Source organism: Nocardia sp. NBC_01329, from assembly GCF_035956715.1.
In the GTDB taxonomy this organism is placed as follows: Bacteria; Actinomycetota; Actinomycetes; order Mycobacteriales; family Mycobacteriaceae; genus Nocardia.
Window position 1 is genome coordinate 1,008,870 of record NZ_CP108381.1, and the last position, 20,836, is coordinate 1,029,705.

The window sequence follows — 20,836 nt, forward strand, 5'->3', positions numbered from 1 at the left end:
CCGGCGTCATGAGGATCGACGTGGTCACCATCTTCCCGGAGTACCTGGAGCCGCTGCGCACCGCGCTGCTGGGCAAAGCCATCGACAAGGGCATCGTCTCGGTGGATGTCCACGATCTCCGGCGTTGGACCCATGATGTACACAAATCCGTCGACGATTCGCCCTACGGTGGTGGACCCGGCATGGTGATGAAACCCGCGGTGTGGGGTGACGCGCTCGACGAGGTGTGTCCGGGCGACGCTCTGCTCGTGGTGCCCACCCCGGCCGGTGTGCCTTTCACCCAGGAAACCGCGCAGCGGTGGGCCGGGGAAGAACACCTGGTGTTCGCCTGCGGCCGCTACGAAGGCGTCGATCAGCGCGTGTTCGACGATGCGGCGCGCCGGGTTCGCGTCGAAGAGGTCAGCATCGGCGACTATGTGCTGATCGGCGGCGAGGCGGCCGTGCTCGTGATGACCGAGGCGATCGTCCGGTTGATCCCCGGTGTGCTCGGCAACCGGCAATCTCACGAACAGGATTCTTTCTCCGACGGGTTGCTCGAAGGACCCAGCTACACCCGCCCGGTGAACTGGCGGGGGCTCGACGTCCCGCCGATCCTGCTGTCCGGTGATCATGCCCGGATCGCGGCTTGGCGGCGGGAACAGTCCTTGATCCGTACCCGCGAACGGCGCCCGGATCTGCTTCCCGACGCGGATCGGCCTTAGGTCTGCTGGTCCGGGAGCGGCACAGTGGTGACGCGGCCGAACGCGGCTCGTCCGCTCTCCTTGCGCCACAAAGTTTTCCCGCCGAGCAGGTCGAGGTGGAACCGGGCGGGGATTTCGGGATCGGCGGAGCCCAGGGGCAGCGCGGGCATCCGGACCGGCGATATACGGCGAGTCAAGGAATCACACCGAGACGGCGGGCGGTGGCCACGGCTTCGTACCGGGAACGCACGTCGAGTTTGCGCATCGCACTGCGCAGATAGCTCTTGACCGTTTCGGGGCCCAGTGAAAGCCGTCGCGCCGCTTCCTGATTGGAACAACCCAGCGCTACCTGTAGCAGTACGTCGATCTCCCGGGGTGCCAGCCGGGGTGCGCCCTCGGCGGGTTTCCCGACCAGGGCGCGGTCCAGCCGTTCACCCACCTCCCGCAACCTGTCCCGCATCCGTTCGTCGCCGGCCGCGTCCGCGATGGCGCGCAGTTCCGCCTGGACCGCGCACACCTCCTCGGCCACAGCACCGTCGATAGCGGGCGTGGGTGCGGCCGCTTCCAGTAGGAGAAGTCGCCGGTCCACCTCGTCGCGGACTCCGATCTCGGCGGCCAACCGGCGCCCGGCCTGTACCAGCGCGTCGGCGGTGCGATCGCCGATGGGACCGCCGCCTCGGGTCGCCGCGTAGAGCACAGCACGTGAACGACCGGACACCACCACGGGTACCGCGACGACCGACCTGATCCCTTCGCCGAGCACCGGCCCGTCGTAGTGGTGGGTGATCGAGAGCGCGTTGCCGTAGTCGGAGACCGAGGCGGGTCGGCATGAATCGACGACCCGGCCACCCAGCCCCGACGCCCGCGTCACCGACAGCCCACGCAGGCCGTTGGTGCGTACGCCGGAGAACTCGGTCAACCGCAGCGTATCGGCGTCGACTTCACCGCCGAACACCACCGGCGCTCCGGCAGTACCCGCCAGCCGGCGGATCTCGGCGCGTAACGCGTCACCGTCGCGGGGGCGTAACAGCGATGGGGGAGCGGGCATGGATTATCACCCCTTTTCGGGGGTAGTGCCGGACCTGGTGTGACCTACATCCTATGGCAATACCGGCCGGACGACCGAGGAGATGCGAGATGGGTGCAGACCCCAACGTGCGGGTGCGCGAACTGCTGGACACCTACGACCGCTTCGACGCCTGCGCGGCGGAGTTGCTGTGCGACCGACATCCAGCCGATGCGGTGGCGTTCAGCGTGATCGACAGCGATCTGTCGGCGGTCGACCTCACCTACGGCGAACTGCGCGCGCGGTCCGAACGCTTCGCCGCCGGGCTGGCCGGGCTCGGGGTGGGCTCCGGCGATCAGGTCGCGACATTGATGGCGAAATCGGTGGACCTGGTGGTCGTACTGCTCGGGATCTGGCGGCGCGGTGCTGTGCACGTCCCTCTGTTCACGGCGTTCGCCGCCCCTGCCATCGCCTTCCGGTTGCATGCGTCCGGAGCGTCGATCGTGGTCGCCGATCCGGACCAGGCCGGCAAGCTGACCCCGGGCGCGGATATGCCTGCCGACCCGCCCTGGCGCATCATCGTCACCGGTGAAACCGACGTCCGGGGCGCGTTGCGGATGGACGAACTGGTGGTAGACGGAACCGATACCGAACCGCCGGTCGCGGTGGGCGGCGACGGACTACTCGTGCAGCTGTTCACTAGTGGTACCACCGGCACCCCGAAAGGGGTACCGATCCCGGTCCGGGCCCTGGCCTCGTTCCACGCCTATCAGGAGTTCGCGCTCGACGTCCGCCCCGGCGACGTCTTCTGGAACGCCGCAGATCCCGGCTGGGCCTACGGTCTCTACTACGCGATTCTCGGTCCGTTGGCCTCCGGCACCCGCAGCTTGCTGCTGCACGCCGGGTTCTCCCCGGCACTGACCTGGCAGGTCCTGGAACGGTTCGGTGTCACCAACTTCGCGGCCGCCCCCACCGTCTACCGAGCACTGCGCGCAGCCGCGCCGGGCAATCCGGTACGGCTGCGCCGCGCATCCTCGGCGGGGGAGCCGCTGACCCCCGAGGTGGTGGCCTGGTCCCGGGAACATCTCGGTGTCGCCGTCCGAGATCATTACGGGCAGACCGAACACGGCATGGTCATCTGCAACGCCTGGCACGACGACCTGGATATCGCCGCCCCCGCGGGTTCCATGGGCCGGTCACTCCCCGGATGGGAGTGCACTGTCCTGTCCGACGACTCGGATACCGAAGCACCGGTCGGGGAATTGGGCCGCATCGCCGTCGACGCCGAGCGCAGCGCCCTGCTGTGGTTCCTCGGCTATCTGGACGCACCGGAGCAGACCGCGCGGCGCTATACCGCCGACGGCCGCTGGTATCTCACCGGCGATGCCGGTTCGCGCGATGCCGACGGGTATTTCCACTTCTCGGCCCGCGACGACGATGTGATCATCATGGCCGGGTACCGGATCGGCCCCTTCGATGTCGAGAGCGTGCTGGTACTGCACGACGATGTCGCCGAAGCGGCGGTCGTCGGTCTTCCGGACACGTTGCGCGGCGAAGTCCTGGAGGCGTTCGTGGTGCTGCGTGGTGAGGTGGCCGGGACCGGTGAACTGGAAGCCGAACTGCAAACTCTCGTGAAGGAGAAGTTCGCCGCGCACGCTTATCCGCGCCGGGTGCATTTCGTCGCCGCGCTCCCCAAGACCCCCAGCGGCAAGGTCCAACGGTTCCTGCTGCGGCAGCAGGGCCGCGACGCCGGATAGGCACGGCTCGACCGGGCCCGGCCGGGGGGCGAGCCCGGGCCTGGGCGTGGGCCGGCTGTCGCCGAGCGACTGTAGTGTGCGGGAGGTGACGACAGTGCCAGAGACCTCGGACCCCGAGACCATCCCCACCGACTCTCCTCGAGACCCCGGTACCGGCCCGGTGGTGTCCGGTCCCGTCAGCCGGCGTATCGCCGACGAACTCTCGGTGCGGGAGAACCAGGTCCGGGCTGCCGTCGAACTATTGGACGCCGGTTCGACCGTCCCGTTCATCGCGCGGTACCGCAAAGAGGTCACCGGTGGTTTGGACGACGCGCAACTGCGCACGCTCGAGGAACGCCTGCACTATCTGCGCGAACTCGACGAACGTCGCGACACCATCATCGAATCCATCCGTGGCCAGGGCAAACTCGACGAGGCACTGCACCGGCAATTGGTGCTGGCCGAGACCAAGGCACGGCTCGAGGACATTTACCTGCCCTATAAACCCAAGCGCCGCACCAAGGCTCAGATCGCGCGTGAAGCAGGACACGAGCCCGTCGCGGCCGCCCTGCTCGGCGACCCGGATACCGATCCGGCCGGGTACTCCGCCGAACAACTCGAGGGCGCACGGGCCATCCTGGTCGAGCGCTTCGCCGAAGACGCCGATCTGGTGGGCGAACTCCGCGAACTCATGTGGAACCGGGGACGTGTCACCGCGACCGTGCGTGCCGGTAAGGAAGAAACCGGAGCGAAGTTCGCCGATTACTTCGAATTCGGCGAAGAGTTCGCGAGCCTGCCCTCCCATCGCATTCTGGCGCTGCTGCGAGGTGAGAAGGAAGAGGTGCTCAGCCTGCACCTCGACCCCGAACCCGCCGATTCCGAACTCGCGCCCGGCGAACGCAGTCTCTACGAAGCCCGGATCGCACAGCGCTTCTCGATCGCCGACGCCGGGCGCGCCGCCGACGGCTGGTTGCTCGATGCGGTGCGCTGGGCCTGGCGGACCAAGCTCCAGGTGAGCCTGGGCATCGACACCCGGATGCGCCTGCGTCAGGCCGCCGAACGCGACGCGGTCGACGTATTCGCCACCAACCTGCGCGATCTGCTGCTGGCAGCCCCTGCCGGAACCCGCACCACCATGGGTCTGGACCCGGGCTACCGAACCGGTGTCAAGGTCGCGGTGGTGGACGGCACCGGAAAGGCGGTGGCGACCGAGGTGGTGTACCCACACAAACCGCAGAACCAGACCGAGAAATCGCTGGCCGTGCTCGGCGCCCTGGTCGCACGGTTCGGTGTCGAGCTCATCGCCATCGGCAACGGGACGGCGTCCCGGGAGACCGACGCGCTCGCCGCGCAACTCATCGAACGGATCCCGGAGAACAAACCGACCAAGATCGTGGTCTCCGAGGCGGGAGCCTCGGTGTACTCGGCCTCGGCGTACGCCTCGCAAGAATTGCCCGATATGGACGTTTCGCTGCGCGGTGCGGTCTCGATCGCGCGCCGGTTGCAGGATCCGCTGGCCGAACTGGTCAAGATCGAACCGAAATCGATCGGCGTCGGTCAGTATCAGCACGATGTCTCGGAGACACTGCTGGCCCGATCTCTGGGCGCGGTGGTGGAGGACGCCGTGAACGCGGTCGGCGTCGATGTGAACACCGCCTCCGTACCGCTGCTGTCGCGGGTCTCCGGTGTTACCGGATCGGTCGCGGAGAGCATTGTCGCGCACCGGGATCAGAACGGGCCCTTCCGCAGCCGGACCGCGCTGCTGGACGTGCCTCGACTGGGCCCGAAGGCGTTCGAACAGTGCGCGGGCTTCCTGCGGATCCGTGGCGGCGAGGATCCGCTCGACACTTCGGCGGTGCACCCGGAGGCCTATCCGGTAGTGCGCCGGATCCTCGAGACCACCGGCAGCGGGATCGCCGAGGTGATCGGCAACGGCACGGTCCTGCGCACGTTGCGCCCGGCCGATTTCACCGATGAGAAATTCGGTGTCCCCACCGTCACCGACATCATCAGCGAATTGGAGAAGCCCGGCCGCGACCCGCGTCCGGAGTTCAAGACCGCGGAATTCGCGGCGGGCATCGAGAAGGTCGCCGATCTGGAACCGGGGATGGTGCTGGAGGGAGTCGTCACCAACGTCGCCGCGTTCGGTGCCTTCGTCGACGTCGGTGTCCATCAGGACGGCCTGGTGCATGTCTCCGCCATGTCCCGCAATTTCGTGCGCGACCCCCGCGAAGTGGTCAAATCCGGCGACGTGGTCAAGGTCAAGGTGCTCGAGGTCGATATCGCGCGCCAGCGGATCGGATTGTCGCTACGGCTCGACGACGAACCGGGCACAGGTAAACCCGAACGGGCCCAGGGCCCCGGAGACCGCGGCCGCGGCCAGGGCGGTCGTGACGGCGGCGCCCGCGGTGGTGGCGCCGGCGGCAGCGAACGAGGCGGCGGTAGCGAACGGGGCGGCGGTGGTGGTGACTGGGGCGGCCGGACTCGAGGTCGCAACGACAAGAACCGCGGTGGTCAGGCCGGTGGTCAAGGCCAGGGCCAGGGCAATGGTGGTAATCGTGGCGCCGGTAGCGGTCAGGAACGAAATCGCGGGCAGAGCCGGGACGGCCGGCGCGATAATGCTCCGGTGAACGGTGCCATGGCCGACGCGTTGCGGCGGGCGGGTTTCCGGAAGTGACCAACAGCTGATTCGGGGGCCGGTATGCGGCAGTGGCTGTCCGAGGACGTGATCGCCGCGGGCCGGCTCCCGCTGCTGTGTTTCCTGTTCGGCTTCATCGTCGGATTCCTGGTCATCCGGGTCAGCGTCCGGCTGATCCGGGCACAGGTGCGCTGGTGGCCCGGCAACCTGAAATCCGGCGGTGTGCACATCCACCACATGGTGTTCGGCGTGGTGCTGGTGCTGATCTCCGGAATAGGGATGATCGCCGTGGGCGTCGACAACAGCACCGCGACGGCCGCGGTGCTGGCCGCCACCTTCGGAGTCGGGGCCGCCCTCGTGCTCGACGAGTTCGCGCTCCTGTACTACCTGCGCGATGTGTACTGGGAAAAGCAGGGCCGGACCTCGGTCGACGCTGTGTTCGTCGCCCTGGCGGTCACCGGCCTGCTGCTGCTCGGATTCCACCCGCTGTGGCTGCTGGAGATCAACGGTGTGCGGCATCAGCCCGGGATAGGGACGCGGGTGCTGGTCGCCGGGTTCGCGGTGGTGAATCTGGGGCTGGCCGCCGTGGTGATCGCCAAGGGCAAGATCTGGACCGGGTTGTTCGGCATGTTCTTCCTGCCGCTGCTGGTGGTCGGCGCGCTGCGGCTCAGCCGTCCGGGTGCGCCGTGGGCGCGCTGGCGCTACGGCAGCCGCCGGCGCCTCATGTACCGCGCCATCGTGCGGGAACGCCGATACCGCCGCCCGGTGATCCGGGCCAAGATCTTCGTCCAGGACCTGATCGCCGGGAGTCCGGACGTCGACCACGTGCGATCTGCGGCCGAAGCGGAGCTGACGCGTAAGGTGAAACCGGCTCCACCACCGCCGGTGCGGCACCACCCGCTGTTGGAGGAATTGCACCTGTGGCCGCACGACCGGCCCGAGTCGACCGCCGAGGCGGCGAGCCGATCGGGGCCGGTTTCCGAAAGCGACCCCTGATCTGGCACAATGCACAGGTTGCCCTGGGTACGTCCCGGGCGCATCCCACATTCGGAACACGAACCGGTCGAGCATCCGCGCCGCCAGGTTCCTCTGTTCGCGCGACCATCAGAAGGATGATCATGAACACCCTTGATTTCGTCGACGAGAGCTCGCTGCGCAGCGACGTCCCCGACTTCCGGCCGGGCGACACCCTCAATGTGCACGTGAAGGTCATCGAGGGCTCCAAAGAACGCATCCAGGTCTTCAAGGGCGTCGTCATCCGACGCCAGGGCGGCGGTATCCGCGAGACCTTCACCGTGCGCAAGGTGTCGTTCGGTGTCGGTGTGGAGCGCACCTTTCCGGTGCACAGCCCCACCATCGATCACATCGATGTGGTGACCCGCGGTGATGTCCGCCGCGCCAAGCTGTACTACCTGCGGGAGCTCCGCGGTAAGGCCGCCAAGATCAAGGAAAAGCGCTGACCCTTCGCTGACCGCCGACGCCCGTGCACCCCGGTGCGCGCCGGTGACCTCGGCGAACGGCATATGTAGCCCGGTGCCACGATTCCGTTGTGGCACCGGGCTACGCTGTTCGCGTGGCAGATGAGAGTTGGTCGGTTTCCGGATCCGGATCCAGGGACGAACCGCCGAGAAGGCGTCGTGCGCGAAAGCAGGTAAAAGCGAAGCGGCAGCGCCCGTTCTGGCAGGAACTTCCCATCCTGCTCGTCATCGCGGCGATCATCGCCGCTCTCATGGTCACCTTCGTCGGCCGTCCCTATGTCATCCCCTCCCAGTCCATGGAACCCACCCTGCACGGCTGCGCCGGCTGTACCGGCGACCGGATCTACGTGCAGAAGGTGAGCTATTACTGGAGTGATCCGAAACCCGGTGATGTCGTCGTGTTCGTGGGACCGCCGTCCTGGAACGATCACTACGTCTCCATCCGGTCGGAGAATCCCGCGGTCCGCGGAATCCAGAACTTCTTCGCCTTCTTCGGCCTCGTACCACCGGATGAGAACGACCTGGTGAAGCGGGTGATCGCGGTCGGTGGACAGACCGTGGAGTGCTGCGATGACCAGGGCCGGGTCATGGTGGACGGTAAACCGCTGGACGAGCCCTACGTCGCCGACGACTACCCGTGGGTGCAGGGTCAGCAGAACGCCGCCTATCCGGTCGGCCGGGTCTTCGGACCGGTACTGGTTCCGCCGGGTCATCTGTGGGTGATGGGTGACAACCGCAATGAATCCCGCGATTCCCGCGCTCATGTCGGCGATGATCTGCAGGGCACCGTCCCCATCGAGAATGTTCGCGGTAAAGCCGTCTTCAAGATCTGGCCGCCCGGCCGTATCGGTCCGGTCACCTCGCAGGATCCGCAATAGTCGAGCCGTGGTCGCACGTCGGCACCCGGTTTCCCGCGCCGCCGATCGCCTTGCCGGACAAGCCGTTCGATCGGCCCCTACCGGTACTGCGTTCGACCCGGTGCGCGATAATCGGGCCGTGGTTCCGATCATCTGTCGCGAGGTGGCCAGTGACACGAAGTAACCGAGCCGGCTCGGGGCGAGTCGGCAGTTGGCCGCCACGTGTCGTGGTACGCAGGGCCGCCGGTCTGCGGACGCTGGATTCGGCGCTGATCCGCAGCGGCCTGGGGCCGGTCGCCGGTGTGGACGAGGCAGGGCGCGGCCCGAGTGCCGGGCCCCTGGTGGTCGCCGCGTGCGTGCTCGCGCCGAAAGCGTCGACTGCGCTGGCCGGACTCAACGACTCCAAGAAGTTGACCGAGTCGGCCCGTGAATCACTGTTCCCGGTGATCAAGCGGCTGGCTCTGGCCTGGAAGGTGGTGGTGATCCCGGCCGCGGAGATCGACGCCATCGGAATCCACGTCGCCAACATCGAAGGTATGCGCCGCGCGGTCGCGGGCCTGGATTGTTCGCCGGGTTATGTGCTCACCGACGGTTTCCGGGTGCCGGGGCTGGCGGTGCCGTCGCTGCCGGTGATCGGTGGCGACGCCAGCGCCGCCTGTATAGCGGCGGCCAGTGTGCTGGCCAAGGTCACCCGGGACCGGATGATGGTCGAACTCGATCAGCGCCGGCCGGGCTACGGATTCGCCGAGCACAAGGGCTACAACACCACACAGCACCTCGAAGCGCTGCGCCGGCTCGGCCCGTGCCCGGAACATCGCCGGTCGTGGCGTACGGTGCGCGAATGCGGCGCGCCCGTACCCGCGGGGGCCGAATCCCTGGCATTCGCCACCGCCGATACCGGCGGCGCCGCCTGACCGGGGCCTGCGCGGCCGGTCACGGCCCGTCGCGCAGCGCACCGGCGCAGTGCGGCCCGGCCCACGGTGACATGCCCTGGGACGATGAGCGATGATAGCTGCAGACGCAAGGCGGCGAGAAGGAGGACGTTCCACCCGATGAGTGCCGAGGACCTCGAGAAATACGAAACCGAGATGGAGCTCTCGCTCTACCGGGAGTACAAGGACATCGTCGGTCAGTTCTCGTACGTGGTGGAAACCGAACGCCGCTTCTATCTGGCCAACTCGGTGGAGCTACGACCGCAGAACGCCGACGGTGAGGTGTACTTCGAAGTTCGGATGAGCGATGCGTGGGTGTGGGATATGTACCGGCCCGCGCGCTTCGTCAAACACGTCCGGGTGATCACCTTCAAGGACGTGAACATCGAAGAGCTGGAGAAACCCGACCTGCGCCTGCCGGAATGAGCCGCCGCGCCGGATGGCGCGCGGGGCTCGCCGGGTGACCTGTCCACAGGTCCCGAGTTGTCCACAGATCTGCTGTTTCCGCAGTTCGCCGCTGGATCGGCCGCGGAGTCACCGCGGATGCTGTGCCGGTGGGACACAACGCGGCGCTCGGCGCACAAGGGGAGGAACTGGCGGCCAGGTATCTGCAGGCCGCCGGGATGGAGATCGTCTGCCGTAACTGGCGGTGCAGATACGGCGAACTGGACCTGGTGGTCCGCGATGCGGGGGTAACCGCGTTCGTCGAGGTGAAAACCAGATCGGGGCTCGGCTACGGAACCCCGGCCGAGGCCGTCACCTACGACAAACGCCGGCGGATCCGCCGCCTGGCGCTGCTCTGGCTCACCGAACAGGACGGGCCGTGGCAGCGGATCCGGTTCGACGTGGTCGCGATCGTGCTCTCACGCAGCGCCGACCCCGTTATCGATCACCTCCGGGCGGTGTTCTGATGCCCCTCGGCCGGGCTTGCTCGATCGCGGTGCGTGGGATCGACGGGCAGGTCGTGGAGATCGAGGCCGATATCGGCCAGGGCCTGCCGTCGGTGCATCTGGTCGGTCTGCCGGATACCTCGCTGCAGGAATCCCGGGACCGGGTCCGAGCGGCCGTAGCCAATACCGGCGAGAAATGGCCGGATGGCCGGGTGATCCTGGCGCTGTCGCCGGCGACGCTGCCCAAGGTCGGCTCCGTCTACGATCTCGCGCTGGCGGCCGCAGTACTCGACGCCGCCGATATCGTGCCCTCGGAGCGGCTCGCGGGCACAGTGCTGCTGGGTGAACTCGCGCTCGACGGGCGGTTGCGCCGGGTACGCGGAATCCTGCCCGCAGTACTGGCGGCCCGCCGGGCGGGTCGGAAGACCGTAGTGGTCCCGGAGGAAGCCTTGCCGGAAGCGGGCCTGGTCGCCGGGGTCCGGGTGCTGGGTGCGCCCAATCTGCGCGCCGCGATCGATTGGTTGCGTGGAGACGGAGGTCTCGAGGAATCCTCGGGGACCCTCCTGACGCCACTGCCCGCCCCGACGGGGGACCTCCGCGATGTCGCCGGACAACACGAGGCCCGCTGGGCGCTCGAGGTCGCTGCCGCCGGCGGACATCACCTGCTGCTCACCGGAGCGCCCGGTATCGGGAAGACCATGCTGGCGCAGCGGCTGCCCGGGGTGCTGCCGCCCCTGTCGGAGAACGAAGCGCTCGAGGTCACCGCCATCCATTCGGTGGCAGGCACTCTCTCGGACGAACAACCGCTGATCACCGTCCCGCCCTTCGTCGCGCCGCACCATTCGACCTCGGTGAGCGCCATGGTGGGTGGTGGCTCGGGGCAGGCGCGGCCCGGCGCGGTCAGCCGGGCCCACAGGGGCGTGCTGTTCCTGGACGAATGTGCCGAGATCGGCGCCAAAGTGCTCGAGGCGATGCGAACTCCGCTGGAGGAGGGTGAGGTGCGGATCGCGCGTCGCGACGGAGTGGCGCGGTACCCGGCACGATTCCAGCTGATACTGGCCGCGAATCCGTGCCCCTGTGCCCCCGCCCGCGACGTCGACTGCATCTGCGCTCCGCTCGCTCGCCGCCGCTACCTGGGCAAGCTGTCCGGTCCGCTGATGGACCGCATCGATATCTGGCTGCAGATGCATCCGGTATCGGGTGCCGGTCTCGCGGCAGCGGAATCCGAAGACAGCGCGACCGTCCGTGGCCGGGTGATCGCCGCCCGGGCCGCCGCCGTCGCTCGATGGCATGACGACGGGTGGCGCACCAACGCAGAAGTTCCGGGGTATGCCTTGCGTCGGCGGTTTCCGTTGCCCGCCGAGGCGACGGCGCCGGTGGAAGCGGCGCTGCGGCTCGGCAGGATTTCGGCGCGTGGCGCCGACCGGGCGCTCCGGGTCGCGTGGACGGTCTGCGATCTGCGGGGCGCCGACAGGCCCACCGCGCACGATGTGATGCAAGCGCTCGACTTCCGGCAGCGGAGTCCCCGGTGAACGCCGCCGGTACCGGCTCGCCGCCGGTGCGGGTGGACGTGGGTGAGCGCGAGGAGCGGCAGCTGGCCTGGGCATACCTGTCCCGGGTGGTGCTGGGGCCGTGCCCGGCACTCACTGCGCTGATCGACTCGGTGGGGGTGCGGGAGGCGGCGCGGGCGGTGCGCGAACACGCGCTGCCGCAGGTTCTGCGTGACGCGACCGCGCGGCGGCGGGATGTCGACACGGCCGCACGGGATCTGGAGACGATCCATGCCCGTGGTGGTCGGCTGGTAACCCCGGATGACGCCGAATGGCCGGCCTGGCGACTGCTCGGGCTCGCCCAGCTGCTCCCGGGCCGCGACCCCGACGGTGCGGTACCGCTGGTGCTCTGGGTCCGTGGCGAACGGAATCTGAGCGAGTTCACCGAGCGCGCGCTGGCGGTGGTCGGAGCCCGATGCAGCACCGGATACGGCGATCGGATCGCCGGTGAGATCGCCGGGGAACTGGCGGCCCGCGGCTGGACCATCGTCTCGGGCGCGGCCTTCGGCATCGACGGCATCGCGCACCGGGCTGCTCTGACTGTCGGTGGGGCCACCATCGCAGTCCTGGCCTGCGGCGCCGACCGGCCCTATCCTGCCGGCCACGATCGCCTCATCGCCCGGATCGCCGAAGCCGGTCTGGTGGTGAGCGAATACCCGCCCGGTACGCCCGCCCGCAAACACCATTTCCTGGCCAGGAACCGGCTGATCGGCTCTCTTGCCGACGGTGTGCTGGTCGTCGAGGCGGGAATGCGCAGCGGGGCCCGTAACACCGTGAAATGGGCTCGCCGGATCGGGCGACCCGCGCTCGCCGTGCCGGGATCGGTGGATTCGGCAGCCTCCGCGGGCTGCCATCGGATGATCCGCGATGGGGAAGCGGTGCTCGTCACCGGTACGGCGGACGTACTGGCCGAAGTCGCACCCCTGCATCTGCCGTGCACCGCCGGGTCCGAGTCGTCCGGAGACGGTCGTCCCAGCGGTGTCGCAGCACAGATCCTTGCGGCCCTTCCCGACACCGGTGGTAGGTGGCCGCACGAGATTGCCGCCGCGACCGGAATGGAGTCGGCGGAGGTACGGGCCGCCCTCGTAGCACTCGATCTTGCGGGAGTGGCCGCCCGTAGCGACGCGGGCTGGTTCCGATCGGACCGGGCGGAGAAAGGAGGAGAATGAACCCGGAAGTCACCCGGTACTGCGCCGCTGACCCGAATCGTCGCCGGAACAGGGGCTCCGAACTCGGACAGGGGTTGCCCAGGTGGGACCGCTGATCGGAAGCACGCCCCGCGGGCCGCGTCCGTGGGGATGCGGGGCGCGCGAGGATATCGGCGCGTGGGCTTGCGCTTCGGGGGCGCGGGGGTAACGGTAAGACGGTGCGCGAGTTGCCCGAGGATCTCGAAGCCCTACTGACCGAATACGGGCGACATCTGCTGCTCGGTCGTAACCGGTCGGCGCATACGGTGCGCGCCTACCTCGGTGATGTCCGATCGCTGCTGGGGCATCTGGTCGACTGTGCCGCCGATGCCTCGGTGCGGGAGCTGGATCTGCCGGCCATGCGATCGTGGCTGGCGGCGCACGCGGATCGCGGCGCCGCCCGCACCAGTATGGCGCGGCGGGCCTCGGCCGCCCGGGCGTTCACCGCGTGGCTCACCCGGACCGGCCGGCTGGCCGTGGACCCCGGCCTCCGGCTCGCGGCGCCGAAAGCCCATCGCAGCCTGCCCGCCGTTCTCGGACAGGAGCAGGCGGGGCGCGTGATGAATGCTGCCGAATCGGGTGCCGAGCAACACGATCCGATGGCGCTGCGGGACCGGCTCATCGTGGAGTTGTTGTACGCCACCGGGATCCGGGTCGGTGAACTGTGCGGGCTCGATATCGACGATATCGACCGAGAGCGGCGGTTGGTGCGTGTTCTGGGCAAAGGCAACCGGGAGCGCTCCACACCGTTCGGAGGCCCCGCCGACCACGCCCTCGGCGAATGGTTGCGCTACGGAAGGCCTCCGCTGGCCGCACCGGATTCCGGTCGCGCACTTCTGCTGGGCCGCCGCGGTCGCCGACTCGACCAACGGCAGGCTCGAACGGTGGTGCACGCGGTGGTCTCCGCGGTTCCGGGCACCGCCGATCTGGGCCCCCACGGTCTCCGGCACACCGCGGCCACTCATCTCCTCGAAGGCGGCGCCGATCTGCGAGTCGTCCAAGAGCTTCTCGGGCACGCCAGCCTCGCCACCACGCAGCTGTATACCCATGTCTCCATCGACCGGCTGCGAAAGGTTCATGACCAGGCCCACCCCCGGGCCTGAATATCCAGAGTGCCGTGACCGTCTCACCACAACCGCGGGGTGCAGTCGACGGCGTACTGATCGCAACCATTCAGGAACCGGGAAGGTGTTCTCGGACGAATACTCGGCGGCAGCGTGCCCTCGATGACCCCGGACCCGGTTCACGGCCCCGTCGAGGAATGGGCGCCGGGTGGCTCGATCCGCGCAGTCCGTCAGGTGCCCGCGTGGATGCCCCTGATATCCCCAGCCGACTCGTGCGTGCGTGCAGTGCCCTCGCTCGATACGTCACGGTGCCGGGAGCCGCACCCGCAGAGATACGAACGGATCACGTGATACGCAATGACCGGAGGCGGTCGTTGGACGCGTCGTAGCACGGCGCTTACGCTGTCCTGCGGAGCCGTCCAACTGCGGCCGACCGGTACAGCGGGAGGTGAGCGTGCAGAACACTATCAGCGCGATCGCCGGATGAGTCCGGCTCGCGAGGAAACCGGGGGCCCGGCAGTCGACTACAGGTTCACGCTCGCCAACGAACGCACATTCCTGTCCTGGATCCGCACGGCGCTCGGTCTGCTGGCCGGCGGGGTGGCGGTGCACGCGGTCGTGCAAGAGCAGTGGAGTACCGATTTCCGCACCGCGCTGGCCGTGAGTTGCCTGGCGCTTTCGCTGGTCGTCGCGGTCGGTGCGTATCTGCATTGGAGGCGGATCCGGGTAGCGATGGATCAGGGGCGGCCACTGCCGGGCACAGTGCTGGTACCGGTGCTGTCCGCCGGGACAGCCTTCGTGGCGGTGCTCGCCTGCATAGCCGTACTTCTGCACTGAGGACAGCGCCGTGACGAATTCGATCGAGATCCGGCTGGCCGCGGAACGAACAGCGTTGTCCTGGCGGCGTACCTGTCTGGGATGCGTGGCGGTCGCCCTTCTGCTCCTACGCACAGTTTTCGAGGAGGGGTGGGATCCGGCCGCGCTCTTGCCCGGCGTTGCCTGTCTGGTCCTGCTGTTCGTCGCCGCATCGGGATACCGGCGTAATCGCCGTCTTCATCTCGGAGCCGCTGGTTCGGCGGTGGTGACGATCCGATCGGTGGCCGCCGCAGTGACGATCGTGGGGCTGGTCGTCGCCGGATATGTGATGGTGCACCCCGGACCGCCGGGGTGAAAAGATGACGGTGGACAGTCTCCGGCCTCGACGCATAGGTTGCCACCATGACGACCGGAGAGCCTGGAACAGCAGGTGGGTCCTTACTGCGTGTCCAGCTCCGCTCAGCGCTCACCGGCGCGATGAAGGCCCGCGACCGACAGACGGTTTCGGTGCTCCGCGCCGTGCTCGCCGCCATCGACAACGCGGAAGCGGTCGATATCGGCGATCACCGCGGCGGCGCAGTGGAGGCAGCCCCGATCGGACCGGGTTCGGCCGAGGTGGAGCGCCGCGACCTCGATGAGAATGCGATCGCCGAGATCGTGCGCGCCGAGATCGCCGACCGTGTGTCCGCCGCTTCCGGCTACGAGGCCGCGGGCTGTTCCGACCGGGCCGCGGTCTTGCGCGCCGAAGCCGCCACTCTCGCGTCGTTCGTCTGACGGTTCGGGCGAGACTCTCAGTTGCCGCCCGGCCGGTCCGGTTCCACCGGTTTCAGCCTGATCGGGGTTCTGCGGAGCAGACCGAGTGGGTCGAGGTATTCCCGGGATGCGTGCGCGGTGCTCTCCCGGCGCAGACCCCAATGCAGACAGGCCGGTGCGGCGCATCCCCCATGACCGGCGGCCAGTTCGCCGATCCGAGTGTCGCGGGTGACCCGTCTGCCCACCCGCACCTCGCCCTCGACCGGTTCGTATGTGGTTCGCAAACCACCCGCGTGAAGTATCGCCACCACTGGTTTTCCGGCCACCTTCCCAGCGAAGACCACGGTCCCAGGACCGGCCGCGTAGACCGCCTGCCCACGGGTACCGGCAAGGTCCACGCCGCGATGGCCCGGCAGCCAGTCCTGCTCGGGTGGATCGAACGGCCGCCCGACCACCGGATGTGGACGCAACGGCCAGTCGAACCGGGTATCCGGGCCGGCCGCCGCGAACCCTGGAGAGATCAGTGCGGTGGCCGACAGAACCGCCGCTGTCGCGAGGCGAACCGACCCGAAGGCCGGGTGGTTCCCCGCTGTCTGGCCGGCTCGCTGGTGGCGATTACGGCTCGCTCTCCACCGATCCGGGCGCCGGGCGGGTACCACACCGAACGGTCGGGAATCCGGGTCATCGCGCACGGCCGGGGCACGGACACGGTGGTATGGGCCGCGGCGCGAGCCGCATGAGCTCGCGCACCAGATTCCGCAGCAGTGGGATCTCCCGGCACAGCGGCCCCGACCCGGTCACCGAACCCGAATTCGAGCCGGTCCCGCAACCACCTCCCCGGCTCGACCCGGTCGGTGAACCGACCACCACATCGGTCGAAGAGGATTCGCCGGCGGTCGCGGTTGTGCCGCTGTCCGGCGGACCGGATGAGGCCTCGACCGAAGGGACAGCCGGATCGGCCACGGCTGTATCCGGTGTACTCACGCCGGCGATTGCGCCGGTCGTCGATTTCGGGCCGGGCACGCGGTCGAGAGATGATCCGCTTACGGCCGATTCGGCGTGGGCCGTGCGGGCACGGGCCGGGACAGAGATCGCGCGGGCCGCCCGGCCGATCTCCGATCCGGAGTGTGCTGCCCACGCGGCGGATTCCCCGGTAGAGGCGGCAGCTGTGCTCCCCGGACCGAGCGGGATAGCGATGAGCGCCGTGGTCAGCGCCGTTCCGATCAACGTATCCAGTCTCCGTCGCGCCACCGCTGCGCCCTGGCGGCCTGCCCGGCGCTGAAGGCCGGTTCCGGAAACCCGGCGGTTGTCCACTTCGGGCCGCCGAATCGGATTCCTCCCCGGGGAACGCCGGAGGTGCCGGTCGGGCGCGTGTCGTACCGGCGTCGTCCCGGGAAATGCTGGCCGGCCGGGTTGTACGGCGGGAAATCGGGTCGGGCGTGCCGGGGTGGTTCGCTGCGAGCACCGGGCCGGTCCTGGATCCGGCGAACCCGGCGCACGGTCGCTCCGAGGGCACGCGTCCACCCGGTTGGTCATCCGGCGCTCGTATCGCCTTGCTCGCCGTTCCAGGTCGCTCGGCCCCGCAGGGTAGGAAGGAGCGGACACCGCGCGCTCCGCGGACCGAGCCGTGGATACGGCTCGGTGCCGGCCCGTCGACCGCTCCCCGGTCGGATGAGCGGAGTGCCCGGGTGAGATGGTCGCCGATGCAGCGTCCGCGTTGCCCGCCCGGCCGGTGCAGCGCCGGGCACCACGACCGCGATAGATATCGCGCCGTCCGGTTGGTTGCTCGGTGGTTCGCCGCGGCCATACCGGCAGGGGACGGGTCGGGTGCTCGCCCGTATCCGGTGTCCGCTCGCGGCGCGCGATATGGGGCCAGCTCCGTGGCGCGGGTGGGAGATCCAGGTCCGCCGCGGTCGCCGCATCGGCGCCGGTGATAGTGGTTTCGCAGGTCATATGCTCAGCCTGCCCGCGGCGGGACCGGCCCGGAACCCGCAATTCCGCTACCTGTGGACAACTCGCCCGCTGTGAATAATGAATGTTTCATTCGTGCCCTCGGATGACCGCCCCGCAGGTGATCCGACCGGGCGATTTCCAGTTCGCGCAGCCCACGCCGTAAACTGGCCGAGCGGTCCGTGTTCGCACCGACCGACTTCGCGCACCACCGTGCTTGTTCATACGGCGCTGCCCCACCGAACTCCTGTCGGAGCCGGTGAAGGTCAGCGCAATTCCGGAACAGGGGAATGTCTCGGCTGGTCCCGATCCACGGATCGGGTCCGAGCGTTCTGTGGTGCCAGGGCAGCAGGCCGCCGGCCCGCTGCGTCAACCGGCAACGAAAGAGAGATACGGGAGCTATGGCTGTCGTAACAATGAAGCAGCTGCTCGACAGCGGCGCGCATTTCGGGCACCAGACCCGTCGCTGGAACCCGAAGATGAAGCGGTTCATCTTCACCGACCGCAACGGCATCTACATCATCGATCTGCAGCAGACGCTGACCTACATCGATAAGGCCTACGAATTCGTCAAGGAGACCGTCGCGCACGGCGGCACCGTCCTTTTCGTCGGCACCAAGAAGCAGGCGCAGGAGTCCATCGCGGCCGAGGCCACCCGGGTCGGTATGCCGTATGTGAACCAGCGCTGGCTGGGTGGCATGCTCACCAACTTCTCCACCGTTCACAAGCGTCTGCAGCGCCTCAAGGAACTCGAGGCCATGGAGCAGACCGGTGGTTTCGAGGGTCGCACCAAGAAGGAAATTCTCATGCTCACGCGTGAGATGAACAAACTGGACCGCACCCTCGGTGGTATCCGGGATATGCAGAAGGTGCCGTCGGCCATCTGGGTCGTCGACACCAACAAGGAGCACATCGCCGTCGGCGAGGCGCGCAAGCTGAACATCCCGGTCATCGCGATCCTGGACACCAACTGCGATCCCGACCTGGTCGACTACCCGATCCCGGGTAACGACGACGCGATCCGCTCGGCCGCGCTGCTCACCAAGGTCGTCGCGTCCGCGGTGGCCGAGGGCGTGCAGGCCCGGGCCGGCCGTTCCGGCGGCGACGACAAGCCCGAGGCGACCGCTGCGGAACCGCTGCCGGAGTGGGAGCAGGAACTGCTGGCTCAGGCCGCCCCGAGCACCGAGGCCCCGGCCGAAACGCCGGCAGAGGCCCCGGCCGAAACGCCCGCCGAGGCCTCTGCTGAGGCTCCTGCGGAGACCCCGGCCGACGCCTGAGTCGCGTAACCTCGCGTTCGGCGGGCGCTCACCGGCTACTGCCGTGGTGGGCGCCGCCGAACCGAACTTCCCACAGTGGTGGTCACGGCTCGCCGAGCCGTGACCACCACTGCCCGGTACCAGACTTTCTCGAAGGAGGCTCGCCCCCGATGGCGAACTACACCGCCGCTGACGTGAAGCGGCTGCGGGAGCTCACCGGCTCCGGAATGATGGATTGTAAGAACGCACTGGTCGAGACCGGCGGCGATTTCGACAAGGCCGTGGAGCTGCTGCGCATCAAGGGCGCCAAGGATGTCGGCAAGCGGGCCGAGCGCACCACCGCCGAGGGCCTGGTCATCGCCAAAGACGGCGTGATGGTCGAGATCAACTCCGAGACCGACTTCGTCGCCAAGAACGCGGAGTTCCAGGAGCTGGCCGACAAGATCGTCGCCGCCGCCGCGGTCGCCAAGCCGGCCGATGTGGACGCGCTCAAGGTCGTGGCCCTTGACGGTCAGACCGTCGATGAGGCGCTGCAGGCGCTGGCCGCCAAGATCGGCGAGAAGCTGGAACTGCGTCGCGTCGTCTCCCTGGACGGTCCGGTCGCCACCTATCTGCACAAGCGTGCGTCGGATCTGCCGCCGGCCGTCGGTGTGCTGGTCGAGTACACCGGTTCCGGTGACGCGGCCGCCGAAGCCGCTCGTGCCGCCGCCATGCAGGTCGCCGCGCTCAAGGCCAAGTACGTCACCCGCGACGAGGTTCCCGCCGATATCGTCGAGAACGAGCGTCGTATCGCCGAGCAGACCGCCCGCGAAGAAGGTAAGCCCGAGGGCGCTCTCCCGAAGATCACCGAGGGCCGCGTCAACGGTTTCTTCAAGGACGTCGTCCTGCTGGAGCAGCCGTCGGTCACCGACAACAAGAAAACAGTGAAGGCGCTGCTGGACGAAGCCGGTGTCACCATCACCGCATTCGCCCGCTTCGAGGTCGGACAGGCCTGATCCGATCCTCGGCTCAGAAGGAAACCCCCGCCGCGTCCACCGCGACGGGGGTTTCGTTCTGAGATCGGCTGTGAACTCGTCCCGCGATGGGACCTAGTACAGGGGCGCGCGGCGGAGTAGGGCAGGATAGAGGCCGCTTTCTGTTGGTGCCGAAACCGGCGTGCCACCTTCGCGCCCGGACCCGGTCGGCGAAGGCGACGGACGGTATCCGGACCCCGGCGACCACCGCGCGTTCGCCATCACCACGAGCACGATCACCGAAGAACACACCGATTGCCGAAGGAGACGCCAACCGATGACACACCCGGGGACCGACCGCCCAGGATATCGCCGGGTACTGCTGAAACTCGGCGGTGAGATGTTCGGTGGCGGTGCGGTGGGTCTGGATCCCGACGTGGTGGAGACCGTGGCGGAGCAGATCGCCGAGATCGTCGGTTCCGGAGTGCAGGTCGCGGTGGTGATCGGCGGCGGGAACTTCTTCCGCGGCGCCGAACTCGAGGAACGCGGCATGGAACGCGCCCGATCCGACTATATGGGCATGCTCGGGACCGTGATGAACAGCCTGGCGCTCCAGGATTTCCTGCAGCAGCAGGGTGTGGACACCAGGGTGCAGACCGCCATCACCATGGGGCAGGTGGCTGAGCCGTATCTGCCGCTGCGTGCCAAGCGGCACCTGGAAAAAGGTCGCGTTGTGATCTTCGGTGCCGGGATGGGTATGCCGTACTTCTCGACCGATACCACGGCGGCTCAGCGGGCGCTGGAGATCGGCGCCGAGGTGGTGCTCATGGCCAAGGCGGTCGACGGTGTGTTCAACGCTGATCCGCGGCTGGATCCCGATGCCACCATGTACCACGAGATCACGCACAAGGAAGTGATCGAACGCGATCTGAAGGTCGCCGACGCGACGGCGTTCAGTTTGTGTATGGACAACCAGATGCCGATGCTGGTGTTCAATTTGTTGACCAAGGGCAATATCGCCCGAGCGGTGGCCGGTGAGAAGATCGGCACATTGGTTCGATCCTGATACCGCGGGCCCGCGGGTCATGAC

General features: G+C 68.2%; 22 protein-coding genes. 19 read left to right on the forward strand and 3 right to left on the reverse strand.

Annotation, left to right across the window (positions count from 1 at the left end; all coding sequences use genetic code 11):
* Positions 1–8 precede the first annotated feature (8 nt).
* Positions 9–701: a tRNA (guanosine(37)-N1)-methyltransferase TrmD gene (gene trmD / locus OG405_RS04720; protein WP_327150412.1), complete on the forward strand. Its 693-nt coding sequence runs from the start codon at positions 9–11 to the stop codon at positions 699–701.
* On the opposite strand, the gene OG405_RS04725 is transcribed toward trmD, so the two are convergent.
* Together OG405_RS04725 and OG405_RS04730 are read right to left on the reverse strand one after the other, a co-directional pair.
* A complete protein-coding gene (locus OG405_RS04725; protein ID WP_327150413.1) occupies positions 698–850 on the reverse strand; it encodes a hypothetical protein in 153 nt (50 codons plus the stop codon). The two genes, trmD and OG405_RS04725, sit on opposite strands and share 4 nt — an antisense overlap.
* 23 nt (positions 851–873) lie before the next feature.
* Positions 874–1,728 carry a helix-turn-helix transcriptional regulator gene (locus OG405_RS04730; protein WP_327150414.1) on the reverse strand — a complete coding sequence of 285 codons (855 nt, stop codon included), beginning with the start codon at positions 1,726–1,728 and terminating at the stop codon, positions 874–876.
* Positions 1,729–1,817: 89 nt separating this feature from the next.
* On the opposite strand from OG405_RS04730, the gene OG405_RS04735 reads away from it, so the two are divergent.
* The 14 genes from OG405_RS04735 (at position 1,818) to OG405_RS04800 (ending at position 15,608) form a co-directional block, all read left to right on the forward strand.
* A complete protein-coding gene (locus OG405_RS04735; RefSeq protein ID WP_327150415.1) occupies positions 1,818–3,443 on the forward strand; it encodes an AMP-binding protein in 1,626 nt (541 codons plus the stop codon).
* A 121-nt stretch (positions 3,444–3,564) separates the two neighbouring features.
* Entirely contained in the window at positions 3,565–6,099 is a 2,535-nt protein-coding gene (locus OG405_RS04740; protein ID WP_327152207.1) for a Tex family protein, read from the forward strand.
* A gap of 24 nt (positions 6,100–6,123) precedes the next feature.
* Positions 6,124–7,056: a hypothetical protein gene (locus tag OG405_RS04745; protein ID WP_327150416.1), complete on the forward strand. Its 933-nt coding sequence runs from the start codon at positions 6,124–6,126 to the stop codon at positions 7,054–7,056.
* Between the two features lie 122 nt (positions 7,057–7,178).
* On the forward strand, positions 7,179–7,520 hold the full coding sequence (gene rplS / locus OG405_RS04750; protein WP_030521783.1) for a 50S ribosomal protein L19: 342 nt from the start codon (positions 7,179–7,181) through the stop codon (positions 7,518–7,520).
* Positions 7,521–7,633: 113 nt separating this feature from the next.
* Positions 7,634–8,416 carry a signal peptidase I gene (gene lepB, locus OG405_RS04755; protein WP_327150417.1) on the forward strand — a complete coding sequence of 261 codons (783 nt, stop codon included), beginning with the start codon at positions 7,634–7,636 and terminating at the stop codon, positions 8,414–8,416.
* Positions 8,417–8,565: 149 nt separating this feature from the next.
* Complete coding sequence (locus OG405_RS04760; RefSeq protein ID WP_327150418.1) at positions 8,566–9,309, forward strand: ribonuclease HII; 744 nt, start codon at positions 8,566–8,568, stop codon at positions 9,307–9,309.
* A gap of 138 nt (positions 9,310–9,447) precedes the next feature.
* Positions 9,448–9,753, forward strand: a complete 306-nt coding sequence (locus OG405_RS04765) for a DUF2469 domain-containing protein (RefSeq protein WP_011210678.1) — start codon at positions 9,448–9,450, stop codon at positions 9,751–9,753.
* A 128-nt stretch (positions 9,754–9,881) separates the two neighbouring features.
* Positions 9,882–10,238 carry a YraN family protein gene (locus OG405_RS04770; protein ID WP_327150419.1) on the forward strand — a complete coding sequence of 119 codons (357 nt, stop codon included), beginning with the start codon at positions 9,882–9,884 and terminating at the stop codon, positions 10,236–10,238.
* Positions 10,238–11,749, forward strand: coding sequence for a YifB family Mg chelatase-like AAA ATPase (locus OG405_RS04775; RefSeq protein WP_327150420.1), 1,512 nt, complete (start codon positions 10,238–10,240; stop codon positions 11,747–11,749). Before OG405_RS04770 ends, OG405_RS04775 begins: the two co-directional genes overlap by 1 nt.
* On the forward strand, positions 11,746–12,936 hold the full coding sequence (dprA, locus tag OG405_RS04780) for a DNA-processing protein DprA (protein ID WP_442790660.1): 1,191 nt from the start codon (positions 11,746–11,748) through the stop codon (positions 12,934–12,936). The genes OG405_RS04775 and dprA overlap by 4 nt, the downstream gene beginning before the upstream one ends.
* A gap of 197 nt (positions 12,937–13,133) precedes the next feature.
* Positions 13,134–14,057, forward strand: a complete 924-nt coding sequence (locus OG405_RS04785; protein ID WP_327150421.1) for a tyrosine recombinase XerC — start codon at positions 13,134–13,136, stop codon at positions 14,055–14,057.
* 444 nt (positions 14,058–14,501) lie between these two features.
* Positions 14,502–14,855: a YidH family protein gene (locus tag OG405_RS04790; RefSeq protein WP_327150422.1), complete on the forward strand. Its 354-nt coding sequence runs from the start codon at positions 14,502–14,504 to the stop codon at positions 14,853–14,855.
* A gap of 10 nt (positions 14,856–14,865) precedes the next feature.
* Positions 14,866–15,189, forward strand: coding sequence for a DUF202 domain-containing protein (locus tag OG405_RS04795; RefSeq protein WP_327150423.1), 324 nt, complete (start codon positions 14,866–14,868; stop codon positions 15,187–15,189).
* A 47-nt stretch (positions 15,190–15,236) separates the two neighbouring features.
* Positions 15,237–15,608 carry a hypothetical protein gene (locus tag OG405_RS04800; protein WP_327150424.1) on the forward strand — a complete coding sequence of 124 codons (372 nt, stop codon included), beginning with the start codon at positions 15,237–15,239 and terminating at the stop codon, positions 15,606–15,608.
* Positions 15,609–15,625: 17 nt separating this feature from the next.
* On the opposite strand, the gene OG405_RS04805 is transcribed toward OG405_RS04800, so the two are convergent.
* Positions 15,626–16,126, reverse strand: a complete 501-nt coding sequence (locus OG405_RS04805) for a M23 family metallopeptidase (RefSeq protein ID WP_442790722.1) — start codon at positions 16,124–16,126, stop codon at positions 15,626–15,628.
* Between the two features lie 197 nt (positions 16,127–16,323).
* Here OG405_RS04805 and OG405_RS04810 point away from each other — a divergent pair, with 197 nt between their 5' ends.
* From OG405_RS04810 to pyrH, 4 genes are all read left to right on the forward strand, one after another.
* Positions 16,324–16,869 (forward strand): hypothetical protein, encoded by a 546-nt coding sequence (locus tag OG405_RS04810; RefSeq protein WP_327150425.1) that lies wholly within the window; start codon positions 16,324–16,326, stop codon positions 16,867–16,869.
* A 1,069-nt stretch (positions 16,870–17,938) separates the two neighbouring features.
* A complete protein-coding gene (gene rpsB, locus OG405_RS04815) occupies positions 17,939–18,814 on the forward strand; it encodes a 30S ribosomal protein S2 (protein ID WP_327150426.1) in 876 nt (291 codons plus the stop codon).
* A 149-nt stretch (positions 18,815–18,963) separates the two neighbouring features.
* Positions 18,964–19,788 carry a translation elongation factor Ts gene (gene tsf, locus OG405_RS04820; protein WP_327150427.1) on the forward strand — a complete coding sequence of 275 codons (825 nt, stop codon included), beginning with the start codon at positions 18,964–18,966 and terminating at the stop codon, positions 19,786–19,788.
* Positions 19,789–20,083: 295 nt separating this feature from the next.
* On the forward strand, positions 20,084–20,812 hold the full coding sequence (gene pyrH, locus OG405_RS04825; protein WP_062996251.1) for a UMP kinase: 729 nt from the start codon (positions 20,084–20,086) through the stop codon (positions 20,810–20,812).
* Positions 20,813–20,836 lie beyond the last annotated feature (24 nt).